Below are 13,132 nucleotides of genomic sequence, written 5' to 3'. Positions count from 1 at the left end.
AATGAACAAACGAGAATCGGTTGAAAAAATTATTGAATTTGTGGGCTCACAAGATAATATCCATTCTGTCAGTCATTGTTTCACAAGACTTCGCTTCAAATTATTGGATCGCACGAAGGTTAACGATAAAGAGTTGCACGCTCTTCAAGCTGTGATGGGTCTATATGATCGCGGCGGAGAATTACAGGTAATTATAGGAAATAAAGTTACCGAGTATTATCAAGAAGCTGAAAAATTGTTAGAGGGAAAAACACAGGGATCTGTTGATGAGCAGTTAGATGATGGAGCACCTGATAAGAGAATGGGAATTATCGATACTATCTCAGATATTGCTTCAGCAATTTTTATTCCAATTATTGGTGTACTTGGTGGATGTGGTACGTTACAGGGTATTTTAGCTCTCTTAACCTTTCTCGATGTAGTTGATACAACTAGCGGTACTTACTTAGTTATTAATGCGATGGGCAAAGGGATATTTTACTTTCTGCCATTCTTCTTAGCGTATACGGCTGCCAATAAATTTGGCGGGAAACCATTCATTTCTATGGCAATTGCGGCAACTGTTTTATATCCAGATATTTTGTCAGCGGTTACAGGAAAGAGCACAATGACTTTTGCTCAATTACCTTTGCTTCTTAGAGATTATAGCAGCAGTGTTTTTCCAATTATCGTTGCTGCATGGGTAGCATCGTTAATTGAGAAACGATTACGAAAGATTATTCCAGATATATTGAAAATGATTTTTGTCCCAATGTGTACAATCATCATTATTGTACCATTAACTTTATTAGTTTTAGGGCCAATTTTGACTTATGCGATGGATAGTGTGACTTATGTGATTAACGTTTTATATAAAATCAGTCCAATTTTGACAAGGACTCTCGTAGGAGGATTATGGCAACTATTAGTATTTATGGGAATCAGCAAAGCATTCATCTCTATCTTTGCTACGGAGTTTGCTACTAACGGCTTCAGTTATTTTGGAGCAATTGTTTTCTTTGTTGCAGCCATGGGCCAAACTGGAGCAGTTTTTGCAATCGCCAAAAAAACAAAAATTAAAAATATTAAATCTGTAACAATGGGAGCTGGTATCTCAGGACTATTTGGGATTACTGAACCTGCTTTATTTGGGATTAATATCCCAGCAAAAAGGCCATTTATAATTGGCAGCATCAGCGCAGCTATAGGCGGATTGATTACATCACTATTTGGTGGAAAACTATATAGCCTTGCGACAGGTATATTAGGAGTCCCATCTCTGATTAGTCCTGAAGCGGGGATCGACAAAGGATTTCTTGCTACCATCATTGGTTCGTGCGTGACGTTTATTTTAGCGTTTATATTTACATATAAGTTTGGGTGGAACGAAAAAAATGACGATATTTATAAAACAAGATTGTAATAAGCTGAAAGAATGTGGGAAAAATTTAAAAATCAAGTCTGTTACAGAGGCTAATTCCGAATAAACACCGTCCAAAAGTCAGGTCTTTTGTAAATTTCAAAAAAAGAGGCTGGGAGATAAGTGTTTCTTACTTTAATCCCAGCCTCTTTTCTCTCTAATTTCTCAAACTTAAACGACTTTTGTCTCGCTTTCTTTTCATACTTTCATTTTTATATCGTTTTTTCTTTTCTATACCTGTATACTTGAACAGCTCTTACTAAGTTTAAGCTTTTTATTCATAAACGGCACGAGGACCGCCAATAAATTTTGGACGTGAGCGCAATGCTGTTACATGAGCAGCACCAAGCGTGTTGTTTCTAGGGCGAACAGGTACTTGAACATGTTTGACATGCATCCCGATGGCCGTATCGCCAATATCAATACCAGCTTGAGCAACAACATGTTCAACTTCCACAGGATCTGAAAACTGTTCAAATGCTGCGACAGAGCAGGCGCCACCTGCATGCAGAGCTGGTTTGACAGACACGATCTCAAATTGTTTGTTTCCGGCCACTGCTCGTTCAACAACTAATGCTCGATTCAAATGTTCGCACCCTTGGACAGCTAGTGAAATATTCAAAGGATCAAGTATTTCTTTGAGTGTCTGGATGATCCATTGTCCAACTTCAGCGCTTGAATTTTTACCGATATGACCACCAACAACCTCACTCGTGCTGCAACCTAATACGAAAAGATCACCGGCTTTTAAATGTGCTTCGGTCAGAACATCGTTGACCATTTCTGTTAATTGTTTTTTTAACTGAGTTTCTGTCAGTTCCATAATTACCATTCCTTTTTTATATACAACCATTTTTATTTGCTGATTTTTTTATTTAATTGCAGACGTTGGATCGCTGAAGTCAATGGGATTGCTAAGCCAATTCCTACAATGTTTTGAATCATGTTTCCTGGGATAGAAGCTACGCCAGAAGGCCATCCATACAAAAACCACCCAGCGAACAAATAGCCAACGACCATGACGAATGTACCCAAGACTAAGCCAATGATCCAGCTTGTTGTTGATTTTTTAGCAAAATAGCCACTTATCAAGCCTTGAAGACCATGGATCAAAAAAGAAAAAATAGCCCACTGAGGATAACCTGAGATCAAGTCGATCAAGAGTCCACTGGCTGCACCCACAGTCAGACCGCCGAGCGGACCGAATAGGGAAGCAGTCGTATAGATTCCCGCTTCACAAAGAGTAACAAATCCGTTTGTTGCTGGTACTGGAATCAATACTGTCAGTGAAAGTGCCACAGTTAAAGCAATCATCAAAGCATAAATTGTTATGTGTTTAGTAGTCAATCCAATCATCCTCCTTTATTTCGCCACCTGACCAGACACTTCCTGTGCCATCTTTCATCATGACGCCGTTTATAATGCATTGGTACACGTATTTTTTACTATTAGCGACTGACTTAGAAAGGGAAGTACCATTCACAAGATTAGCTGTTATAGCAGAAGAGAAAGTACAACCAGCACCGTTAACAGTTACTGAAGATCTTTTTTTCAAGTGGAAGCTTTCGAATCCCGCTTCACTATATAATACATCAACTGCATCTTCACCAAATAAACCAGCGCCTCCTTTGACTATCACCGATCGACTGCCAAATGAATATATTTCTTTGGCCATTTTTCGTATTTCCTCTAGTTGGAATGAATCGTTTTTACCGGTAAGCAAGGCAGCCTCTTTTAAATTTGGTGTAACAACATCCGCCAACGGGAATAAGTGATCAACTAAATGTTTACTATACGTATCTTGAGCTAGATCGTCTGTTTCCTTGAAAGCCAAAACCGGATCAAGAACGATAGGGATATCTGTCTGTCTCTTTACAAATTCTGTCACAACATCGATTGCTGCCATAGAATTTAGGAGGCCGATCTTTATTCCATCTAGGTTGACCATCTGATCAATTGAAACAAGTTGTTGCTCCAACCATTCAGGCGAAACATTTTGCAAAATAAAATCACCTTCGTTATTTAACATCCCTACGCAAGTAAGTGCGCTCATTCCAAACTGATGATAGTTCTCAAACGTTTTTAGATCAGATTGGATTCCGCCACCCGCAAAGGGATCCGATCCGCCAATCGTCAATATCTTTTTCATTCGTTTCCCTCCACTTCACAAGGGTCAGTATACCTAAATTGAAAGCAGAAGAAAACAGCCAATTGGAGGATATTCAAGTCAGCCAATTTTAGATACATGGTTTCCGTACGAAGTAAAGATTTTGCTTCATACCTCAACCTCATACTAACTATTGAAAGAAGAAAATAATTATTCCAAAAATAAAAGAAAAAAGTTTCAGTTCTATTTCAAATGTCTACTATACTGTGTGTAACAAAATATGCTGATTTCAAAAATGAGAAAAAGAATTTTATGAATAAATAGACTCACTTTTTGGCTGATACAGTATAAAGAATTGTGCTACTTAACAAAATAAATAAAAAGCGAGGGATTTATTTATGGTACTTTATAAAAATCATGAGAAGAATGTAGTATATTACAATGCGATGATCGCTAGTACAAAAAACTATGAATTTTCCAAAAAAAAAATGGAAGAGTTAAAATCACAGGTTACACGAGAAGTCTATCGAAACCTTAAAACTTGGTCGGGGAAAGAAAGATTGAAAACTCAACTGGAAGCTATACGAGAAGAGATATATGTCGGACCTGAAAGCAACTTGGAAACTATGCAAGAAGAAATATATGGTGAAAGCGACTTAGTAAGTCAATTGGAAGCTATGCAAGAAGATAGTGAAACCGAAAGTATCTGGGAGATGCAACAGAGAAATAAAAAGCACCTCCAAAATTACTTGAAGAACCTAAAAAAGAAAAATGCAGAGGATAACCAAAGCAAACTAGAGAATATAGACAAACAGCTGGCAGAAATAAAAAAAGTGTATATAGAAAAGAAAAAAATTGAGAAGCAACTTTCAGAGTATCCTTTTAAAGAAAAATATGGAAAAAAATCCACCGAAGTCAAGCAGCTCATCTGGGAGAAGCAAGCAAAAGAAGACAAACTCAGAGAACTTTGTGGAACCAGTCACCCTTTTACTAAAAAAGGAAAGGAACAATTGAACGTTCCCTCTAATTTATATCAAGCGAATGAACTAGATAAAAGTGAGGCAGAACAAAAGGATTTTGTGTTAGTCCCTAAAAAAGGATTATGGGCGAAAAAGCAGAATAATCGCTATAAGAAGGAAACGTACACTTACACTAACTATGTGAATGAACGCAAATTTACAAAAATGACAGATGAAGCACTTCAAAAGAATCCATTAGTCATGTGTATCAATAATGAGAATCCTAAACTTATTCCATTTGAAGATGAATATTCGGTAATCGCTCGTTCCTATCAAAATCTTTATGATAACTGTTTGAATAGCGATAAGAAGCTCATGTCAGTTCCAGAGGTGCAATCTAAGATCCAGAAACATATCATCGACTATTTTACTGAAACTCTTGCTCGATATTCGCCCTATAACGATGAATATGGAATTATATGGGCGCGGGTTAAAGTGCCCGTTGGTTATTCTCGCAAAATTCGGCTTGACGAAGATTTAAATACGTGGGAGTGTGCTACAGTTTATACTTATGATTATCGACTTCAATTTAACGATAGAAGCTATATTAATGAATTACATAATTTTCTACTAACCGAAAGAACTGAATATACAGAATTACGAGACTCTACACTTAATTTTCTTAAAAAATATGAACAGCAACTAAAAATAGAAACAAATGAACTTAAACAGCAGTTGACGCCAGCAGCCTATTCAAAATTCAAGGAGAATTTCCAAGGTTTTAGCGACTTGATTGGTCAAGTAAAAAAACATCCTTATTTAGATCTCAAACCATTCTTGAACGATATACTAGAAAAAAACAAAGATGCATTAGTGCCAAAAATAGCACAGATCAATAACTATAGGGACGAGGCAATTAGGCTCTATCGTGAAAAAAAGGAACTTGAAAAAACACTAAACACTTTTCCTTATAACAAAAGCTCTGATGAATACAATCTGGTGAAAACTGAAAAGACGCAAGTAGAAATGAGACTGAAAACTCTCTGTGGAACAATCAGCCCATTTACAGACAAAGGAAAACAAATGATGTACTTCCGCTCAAAAGAGGAACAGAACAAATCACCTCATGTCTTTTCAGAGCCAAATTTATCCGCTACTAATACGAAGCTCCTCAAAGATAGGATGGACCAAGCGAAAGAGAAGCGAAAAAATGTTTCTAAGAGTAATGATATAGGCAGAAGAAGGACAGAACCAGAAACGATGATTACCCATATATGATATGTCTAGTAGTTAAAACATGCTATTGGAGTGTAGAAACCTCTGACTAGTCTCAACTAACTGGGCGAAGAAGAGTACTGTATGTAACAATATGTGCTTATTCAAAGAGAAGAGGTCAAATAGCAGAATAGTGCTCCGCTATATAAAAACTAGTGCGGGTAATACTTGATTTAACAAAAGAAGAAGGAATTTACTTATGACATATGTAACATATTCTGATAAGAACTTATTACGTTACGCTGTACTTAAAGAGATTGAAAGCGATTATCAAAGTTTTAAAGAAAAAGCGTTAGAAATAAAACCATTGCTCACGCGAACGGCCTATCGAACGCTGAAAAATCGATCAGTAAAACAAGAGCTGTCCAACCTATCAGAAAATCTTCAAACAAGATCAGGCACACAACTTAAAAGATATATCAAGAATATAAATAGACAGGATATCCCAAACGAAATAAATCGTATGGATGAAGAACTGAAAAAAATCAGAAAGGCGTATTTGGAACTGAAAGCACTTGAAACTAATTTTTCAGATTACCCTTTTAAAGAAAAATACGGAAAAAAATCCATCGAAGTGAAGAAAATAATCTGGGATAAGCAGAAAAAAGAAGATGAGCTAAGGACACTCTGCGGAACCAGTCGCCCATTTACTAAAACTGGACGAACAAGGTTGAACTTAGCCACTAAAACTCCTAAACGAGACGTTTCATTTATAGGTATAGATTTTGGTATTGCTTTGACATTGATCCCTAGAGAAGACATATGGGCGAAACATCAGGGTAAAGATTATGACAAAGAAATGTTCTCTTACACTAAATATGTAATTAAACATAAATTTACAAAAATAACCGATGCTTCACTTCAGGACACAGTATTAGTTGCATGTATCAACAATAAAAATCCTAAACTTATTCCACTCGAAAAAGAATTTTCTTTGATGGCTCGAACCTATCAAAAACTCTATAATCTCTGCATAAAAATCGATAAGGATTTTGTGTCGACTCCAGAGATACGTTCTAAAATCCAAAGCCATATCATCAACTATTTTAATGAGCAACTGACAGAATATCCCCAAACTGAAAAAAGGTGGGAGTGGATCAAAAAAATGCATTCCTCTATCCTAATCTTTCGTTTTTACGATGACGATTATTATATCAATAAGCTACGTAAATTTGTGAAAGATGAGAGAACCGAGTATAAAAATGTGAGAAACACCGCACTCAATTTTCTTAAAGAATACGAGAAACAAATAAATGCTCAGACAAATGAACTTGAACAACAACTTACACCAACAGCCTATTCAAAATTCAAAGAAAATTTCCAAGGATTTGGTGACTTGATCAAACAAGTAGACAAACATCCATATCAAGGGCTCAAAAAATTCTCAAATGATATCCTAGAAAAAAATAAAGACTCACTAGAACCAAAAATAGGACAAATCAATACATACAGGGATGAGACAGTGATGCTCTACCGTAAAAAAAAGGAACTCGAAATAATGCTAGAAACTTTTTCTTATGACAAAGGCTCTGAAGAATACAACATCATAAAAACTGAAAAGAAGCAAGTGGAAAAGAAATTGAAAGCTCTTTGTGGAACAATCAGCCCATTTACAGACAAAGGAAAACAAATGATGTACTTCCGCTCAAAAGAGGAACAGAACAAATCACCTCATGTCTTTTCAGAGCCAAATTTATCCGCTACTAATACGAAGCTCCTCAAAGATAGGATGGACCAAGCGAAAGAGAAGCGAAAAAACGTTTCTGAGAGTAAGGATGTATGTAGAAGAAGGACAGAACCAGAAATGATGATTACCCATATATGATATGTCTAATATTTAAAACATGCTATTGCAGTGTAGAAATCTCGGACTAGTCTCGATTAACTGGATGAAAAAGAGAAGAATCATTTCGAAAAACAGAAAAAAGCGCTGAGATCATAATCCTCAACAAATCAAATCAAAAAGGAGGGATTTCCTTATGGCATCTATCCCATATTCTAATGATAGCTTATTGCGGTATACTACACTAAAAGTCCTGGAAAGAGAGTATCAAAATCTCAAAGAAAAAACGCAAGAAATAAAACTACAGCTCACACGAAAGGCTTATCGAAAGCTGAAAGCCCGATCATCAACAGAAGAACTGACAGCACTAGTAGAAAAACTTCAAACAAAGTCGGACATTCAACTTGATTCATATATAGCGGGTATAGATAGACAGGATATCCCAAACGAAATAAACCGTATGGATGATGAGTTGAAAAAAATCAGAAAGGTCTATTCGGAGCTGATAGCAATCGAAGCTAAATTCTCAGGTTATCCTTTTAAAGAAAAATACGTAAAAAAATCTGTCGAAGTGAAGGAGATTATCGGAGAAAAGCAGAAAAAAGAAGAGGAGCTAAGAGCACTCTGCGGAACCAGTCGCCCATTTACTAAGACTGGACGAACAAAATTGAGCTCAACCGCCAACAAATCTAAAGAAGATCATTCGGTTAGAAATAGTGGTATTGAACCAAAACCGGTGACATTGATCCCTAGAAATGACACTTGGGTGCATTACCAAGACAAACATTATAAAAAAGAAATAGACACTTACTCTAGATATATAAAAAACCACAAATTCACAAAAATAACCGATGAAACACTTCAAGAGAATCTATTGGTTGCATGTATCAACAATGAAAATCCTAAACTTGTTCCACTCGAAAAAGACTTTGCTCTGTTGGCTCGTACCTATCAAAATCTTTATGATGACTGTTTGAACATCGATAAGGAACTACTGTCAGTTCCAGAAGTGCGATCAAAAATCCAGAAGCACATCATCAACTATTTTAATGACAATATGAAGTACCATCCAACTTACGATAAAGATTCCACCAGATGGAAGTGGTTCAGGAGACCTAATACTCATCACCAGCTTTATTTTAATGATATGCGCTATATGGATGATCTACTTCGGCTGCTGCTAAACGAAAGAAGGGGATACACAGAGTTAAGAGACTCTACACTCAAGCAGCTTCAAAAGAACGAGAAACAAATAAAATCACAAATAGCTGAACTTAAACAAGAATTAAAGCCAGTAGCCTATTCAAAATTCAAGAAGAATTTTCAAGGTTTTGACGACTTGATTCAGCAAGTAAAAAAACATCCCTATTTGGGCCTCAAGCCATTCTTGGATGACATCCTAGAAAAAAATAAAGACTCACTAGAGCAAAAAATGTGGCAAATCAAGCAATATAAGGGCGAGGCAGTCATGCTTTATCGTGAAAAAAAGGAACTTGAAACAGCGTTAGAAATTTTTTCTTATGGTAATGGGGACATAGAATACAATTATAAAAAGATGCAAGCGGAAAAGAAACTGAAAGCCCTCTGTGGAACAACCAGCCCGTTAACAAAAAAAGGAAAACAAATGATAGCCATTCGCTCAGATGAAGAAGATCTACATACCTATAACAATTTAAATTATATCCTTTCAGAATGGAAATACCCAACTACTGATAGAAGACCCTTAAGAGCCATACTAATAGAGGCAGAACATAGGGATAGAAGGCCGATCGAAAAGCAAGACTCAGGAAAAAAAGAGTAGAGCCAGAAGAGGATATTACCCATATGTGAGTTTTTCAATAGTAACAAACTATATGTACCAACAAGAAAAGAAGTTATACCTAGAAGCGGATCACTTCTGGTATAACTTCTTTTTTGATCTTTGTTTCTTTTATTGTGCTTTCAAGTCTTTTTCGATTTGCAACCGTTGGACTTTCATTGTCGCTGTCCGAGGAATTTCGTCATAGTCCATGATGATTGGTTTATTTAAACGTGGCAACTCATGTACTTGATTCCACCAACGATCCCAATCCATTGCTTGTTTTGGTGCTAAAGCGATGATAGGTTGTGGTGCATTTTCCTTATCCCGTACGATCACAACTTCTGCTAGAAAGTCTAGGGAATCAAGTAAAAAATCTTCAATGGCTAGATTGCTATTGATCGTATCGATCAAATCGACTTGCCGGTCTTTTAAGTATAAATGGCCATTTTCATCCATACTGCCATAATCTCCGCTATCCCACCAAGCGCCATAAACATTTTCTTGGAAACGTTGGTCTTCTTTATAGTAGGTCAACGCCCGGCCTTTAGATAAAAGCTGGATATGTCCATCCGTATTTACAGGGACAACTTCGCCACTTTCATCTGTGATACGCGCTTTTGTCAACTCTCCTAACCCCACACCCATATCTCTGGCGTTACTTGTCTGTAAGCTTTCAAGTGTATGCGCTTTAAGGATCATCGGTCCACATTCGCTTTGGCCATAGACTTGTAAGAATAGAGCATCCTTCGTATCAGAAGTATTCAGGAATGATTCCATCGTTTGATTATTGATTGCATCAAAAGTAGAGTGGTAGTATCTTATACCAGCAAATGCTTCAGGATGTTCTTTTGCGGTAAAACTCCATTGAACAAAATTGTTTGGATGCGTTTCTAAAGCAATCGGTGGATATTTTTGTAACATCGATACCACATGTTCACCTTGAGGATTCGCCAAAGGCATCATTGGGAAGCCCATAGCCATCAAAGAAGAAATCCCGATATTGAAACGAGAATGAACAGGGGAGATATGAAAAGCCACTAATTTTTTTTCTGCAATTTTAGTGAAGACTGTTTTTTGCCATGTTGTTCGCCAGCCCATTGAATTAGCTGAATGGCAGATCAATTTAGGAATACCCGTAGTTCCTGAAGTATGGGTCATGTAAGAAATCTCGTCATCAGGTAATTGTTTTTGTTCTACTGGCTCAGCAGATTGTTCCAGTAATTGAGTAACAGAGATTTTCTTTGCTTTTGTTCCATTCGTGATACCCGCGACACGTCCGGCTGTTTCTTCATCGAATAAGATAAAAGGATCTTCTAAACGATCAACAAAGACTTCCATTGTCGCCGTTGGTAAATGGTACGAAGTCATTACAGGTATCGCACCTAAATAAGCAGAAGCAACAGCAAGTAAATAAGTGTCGAAAGCAGAACTTTTATAGATCATGATCTTATCCCCAAGACCAACTCCAAGAGAAGCCAATTGATATGCACGAGTCAATACGCGAGCACAGGTGTCGCTGTAAGTGCTTTTAAAACCAAGTTCGGGAAAAGCGGAAAGGGGCTGATCAAAGATGATTGCAGCATCTGGTGTTTGATTTGCTGCGTCTTGAAAATTTGAAAAAAGATTTAGTGGTGAATAAGCAACAGTTTCCATAGGTCACACTCCATTTTTCTTTAGTATACAAGATGGAAAGCAGATTTATTATGTGAAAATAATCACTTACTTTCCAAATACAGCTACAATCTTAGCATAAATACCAAACAAAAAATAGATAACTTTGTGAATTTTTTGTCATAAGTTTAATCCTGTACATATGTACTATAATAAATTTTCAGAGTGTGCAAAGCTTAAAATGTTCAAGATGTTTATTGCAATTGGCGAGATTGCGAGAGTATCTTAGGGGAGTTATTAAAGGAGGGAGAATCAAAATATATGTAGCAAAATACAAGCCTAAGAAGGATCAAAAATCGAACTAAAAATAGCGTTTGTTCTCGAGATAACAGTATACATTTTTAGAATAAGATATATAGTAAAATTGAAAGGGCGCTTTCTTTAAAAAAAGCAAGAGGGAAAAGCGATGAAAAATTTTTTAGTCTATTTTTATTTTGGTAGTTTCTCTTATTGGCATTGGGATTTCTGGAAATATGGTTAAAGCTAGCGCAGTTGTCGAACAATCAGGTGAGGTATCAAAGACAACAGGTGGGGGAATGTACTTCAACTGGAAAGAGGCAGTATTACAGTGTGAAATTAGCTATGCAAGTTTATGACATATTTTATGTAGGAACAGTTTCTTATACGGCAGGAGGATAGACAAAATGATTATTTCTTACTATGCTTTAAATAGAAACAATGATGAAAATCTTTTTGTTTTTCAATCATTACACGAGGATACGATGTTAAAGGAATTTTATAATCGGACAAAAAGTAAACAGATAGAAACGAATCTATATTTTTTAAATGACTCTATCTTGCCTTTTATTAGTAATCCTAAAATTCTTTCTTTGTTGGAAACAAAAGATCTGGAAAGTTTACCGATTGTGGTCATTGATGATGAAATTATAAAAACTGGGGCTTATTTGACCGTCGAAGAATTAGAAAAAATCACTGATATCGGGATAAGTGTTCAGAAAGAATAACGATCAAAAATTCGCCAACTACTCATGCGGTGACGAATTTTTGATCGAACATATATCTATATCATTAGGGAGTGATTGTTCCTCCGTGCTTCTTTCGCAAATTCTCTATACGAAAACTCCCGCATTTTTTCACTGATCTCTTCAAAGGAATGAGGATCAAGGTAACGATTTCCATATAAATAATTGACAGTATCTAAATCATCCAAATAAAGCCCAACGTAATAGCCAAAGGTTTTTCTGCATAACTCAGGCGATAGGTTGTTGGCTATTGTAACTTTACTTAAGATTTGTCGTATCGTTCGTGGAGAGATCTGCTGATCATGAGAGGAACGAAAGACAAATGATTCGGCTGTTGTATCTTTTTCAGTAAGTTCAAGATAATGGGTGAGGTAAGGTAGGGCTTCATTGGGAATAACTGCTTTGTCTAGCCGATTTACCTTTCGATCGATGTAGATCATTTGTTTATTCAATTCGATGTTTTTTCTTTTTAATTCGACAATTTCGTGGATTTTTAGTCCGCAATAAAAGAGAACAGCTAAAATCGCTAGATTCCTTGGACGATTTTTTTCTTCAAAACTCGCTTCTCTTGTTGTTTTAAACCCCTTTTTAGGAATAAATAAGGTATCGAAGTTCTCAAGTAATGAAGCATCCACATATCGCGGTGCGGCTGATGTCGTTTCAGGCAAGGTTTCACCCAAAAGTGAGATCTCTTTTTTTAATCGGCCTGTTTGGTAAAGATAACGAAGAAAATGATTCAAAGAATATTGTTTTCTAGATAATCCATAATAACCGTTTTTGAATTGCTGATTCGTTTCTTGTTCAGCGGTTGTTTGAAAAGAACGAGTATGGCGATAGACTTTCTGTAAGAAATTCAAATAGTCCCTTTTTTCTAAATGAATGATCAGCTGATCGGTCACATCTTCTGCATAGGTATCTCTTAAGTAATCTGAAAATAAATGGAAGTCTTTTGCGTATTCATAACGGCTGCTCAATGACAACGTCTTTTGATTTTCCTTTAAAAATTCCTGGAAGATAGGAGGCAGCTGCATCGTACGTTTTTTTAGCTTTTCTTGAATATTTTTTCTTGTTTTCTGATCCATGAAAACACCTCCGTTTCTTTAGTAATATTGTACCTTATTTTTACTTTTTTCCCCAGTTATAAAAGACTTAAG

Annotated in this window: 11 protein-coding genes; 6 read left to right on the top strand and 5 right to left on the bottom strand. The window is 36.4% G+C overall.

Features of this window, described 5'->3' with window-relative positions:
* Position 1 precedes the first annotated feature (1 nt).
* Positions 2 to 1,402 carry a PTS transporter subunit EIIC gene (locus CJZ72_RS11810; RefSeq protein WP_095443865.1) on the top strand — a complete coding sequence of 467 codons (1,401 nt, stop codon included), beginning with the start codon at positions 2 to 4 and terminating at the stop codon, positions 1,400 to 1,402.
* 271 nt (positions 1,403 to 1,673) lie between these two features.
* On the opposite strand, the gene CJZ72_RS11805 is transcribed toward CJZ72_RS11810, so the two are convergent.
* The 3 genes from CJZ72_RS11805 to CJZ72_RS11795 are packed head-to-tail and all read right to left on the bottom strand — an operon-like array spanning position 1,674 to position 3,548.
* The gene (locus tag CJZ72_RS11805; protein ID WP_081133586.1) at positions 1,674 to 2,222 is read right to left on the bottom strand and encodes a TIGR01440 family protein; all 549 of its coding nucleotides are present in this window, start codon (positions 2,220 to 2,222) and stop codon (positions 1,674 to 1,676) included.
* A 32-nt stretch (positions 2,223 to 2,254) separates the two neighbouring features.
* A complete protein-coding gene (locus CJZ72_RS11800; protein WP_095444049.1) occupies positions 2,255 to 2,746 on the bottom strand; it encodes an ECF transporter S component in 492 nt (163 codons plus the stop codon).
* Positions 2,736 to 3,548 (bottom strand): hydroxymethylpyrimidine/phosphomethylpyrimidine kinase, encoded by an 813-nt coding sequence (locus tag CJZ72_RS11795; protein ID WP_081133585.1) that lies wholly within the window; start codon positions 3,546 to 3,548, stop codon positions 2,736 to 2,738. The genes CJZ72_RS11800 and CJZ72_RS11795 overlap by 11 nt, the downstream gene beginning before the upstream one ends.
* 446 nt (positions 3,549 to 3,994) lie before the next feature.
* Between CJZ72_RS11795 and CJZ72_RS11790 the strand changes: the two genes are divergently transcribed.
* The 3 genes from CJZ72_RS11790 to CJZ72_RS11780 all read left to right on the top strand — a co-directional run bounded on the left by CJZ72_RS11790 (position 3,995) and on the right by CJZ72_RS11780 (position 9,324).
* Complete coding sequence (locus tag CJZ72_RS11790; protein WP_232509742.1) at positions 3,995 to 5,743, top strand: hypothetical protein; 1,749 nt, start codon at positions 3,995 to 3,997, stop codon at positions 5,741 to 5,743.
* A 496-nt stretch (positions 5,744 to 6,239) separates the two neighbouring features.
* Positions 6,240 to 7,565, top strand: coding sequence for a hypothetical protein (locus CJZ72_RS11785; RefSeq protein WP_227260482.1), 1,326 nt, complete (start codon positions 6,240 to 6,242; stop codon positions 7,563 to 7,565).
* 154 nt (positions 7,566 to 7,719) lie between these two features.
* The gene (locus CJZ72_RS11780; protein WP_227260484.1) at positions 7,720 to 9,324 is read left to right on the top strand and encodes a hypothetical protein; all 1,605 of its coding nucleotides are present in this window, start codon (positions 7,720 to 7,722) and stop codon (positions 9,322 to 9,324) included.
* A gap of 129 nt (positions 9,325 to 9,453) precedes the next feature.
* Here the strand turns inward: CJZ72_RS11780 and CJZ72_RS11775 are convergent, their stop codons facing one another.
* A complete protein-coding gene (locus CJZ72_RS11775; RefSeq protein WP_081133583.1) occupies positions 9,454 to 10,977 on the bottom strand; it encodes an AMP-binding protein in 1,524 nt (507 codons plus the stop codon).
* Between the two features lie 491 nt (positions 10,978 to 11,468).
* Between CJZ72_RS11775 and CJZ72_RS14945 the strand changes: the two genes are divergently transcribed.
* Both CJZ72_RS14945 and CJZ72_RS11765 read left to right on the top strand, forming a co-directional pair.
* Positions 11,469 to 11,591: a hypothetical protein gene (locus CJZ72_RS14945; RefSeq protein WP_260453077.1), complete on the top strand. Its 123-nt coding sequence runs from the start codon at positions 11,469 to 11,471 to the stop codon at positions 11,589 to 11,591.
* 48 nt (positions 11,592 to 11,639) lie between these two features.
* Entirely contained in the window at positions 11,640 to 11,960 is a 321-nt protein-coding gene (locus CJZ72_RS11765) for an arsenic metallochaperone ArsD family protein (protein ID WP_081133581.1), read from the top strand.
* Positions 11,961 to 12,016: 56 nt separating this feature from the next.
* Here the strand turns inward: CJZ72_RS11765 and CJZ72_RS11760 are convergent, their stop codons facing one another.
* A complete protein-coding gene (locus tag CJZ72_RS11760; RefSeq protein ID WP_081133580.1) occupies positions 12,017 to 13,060 on the bottom strand; it encodes a tyrosine-type recombinase/integrase in 1,044 nt (347 codons plus the stop codon).
* Positions 13,061 to 13,132: the final 72 nt, after the last annotated feature.

Source organism: Enterococcus durans, from assembly GCF_002277935.1.
Taxonomy (GTDB): Bacteria; Bacillota; Bacilli; order Lactobacillales; family Enterococcaceae; genus Enterococcus_B; species Enterococcus_B durans.
The sequence above is the reverse complement of the archived record's forward strand: the minus strand, read 5'-3'. Positions and strand labels throughout refer to the sequence as shown.

Bases quoted from the DNA above. Each gene is read 5' to 3' on its own strand.
- CJZ72_RS11810 (WP_095443865.1), top strand. From the start codon at position 2: ATGAACAAACGAGAATCGGTTGAAAAAATTATTGAATTTGTGGGCTCA.
- CJZ72_RS11805 (WP_081133586.1), bottom strand. From the start codon at position 2,222: ATGGAACTGACAGAAACTCAGTTAAAAAAACAATTAACAGAAATGGTC.
- CJZ72_RS11795 (WP_081133585.1), bottom strand. From the start codon at position 3,548: ATGAAAAAGATATTGACGATTGGCGGATCGGATCCCTTTGCGGGTGGC.
- CJZ72_RS11790 (WP_232509742.1), top strand. From the start codon at position 3,995: ATGGAAGAGTTAAAATCACAGGTTACACGAGAAGTCTATCGAAACCTT.
- CJZ72_RS11780 (WP_227260484.1), top strand. From the start codon at position 7,720: ATGGCATCTATCCCATATTCTAATGATAGCTTATTGCGGTATACTACA.
- CJZ72_RS11775 (WP_081133583.1), bottom strand. From the start codon at position 10,977: ATGGAAACTGTTGCTTATTCACCACTAAATCTTTTTTCAAATTTTCAA.
- CJZ72_RS14945 (WP_260453077.1), top strand. From the start codon at position 11,469: ATGGTTAAAGCTAGCGCAGTTGTCGAACAATCAGGTGAGGTATCAAAG.
- CJZ72_RS11765 (WP_081133581.1), top strand. From the start codon at position 11,640: ATGATTATTTCTTACTATGCTTTAAATAGAAACAATGATGAAAATCTT.
- CJZ72_RS11760 (WP_081133580.1), bottom strand. From the start codon at position 13,060: ATGGATCAGAAAACAAGAAAAAATATTCAAGAAAAGCTAAAAAAACGT.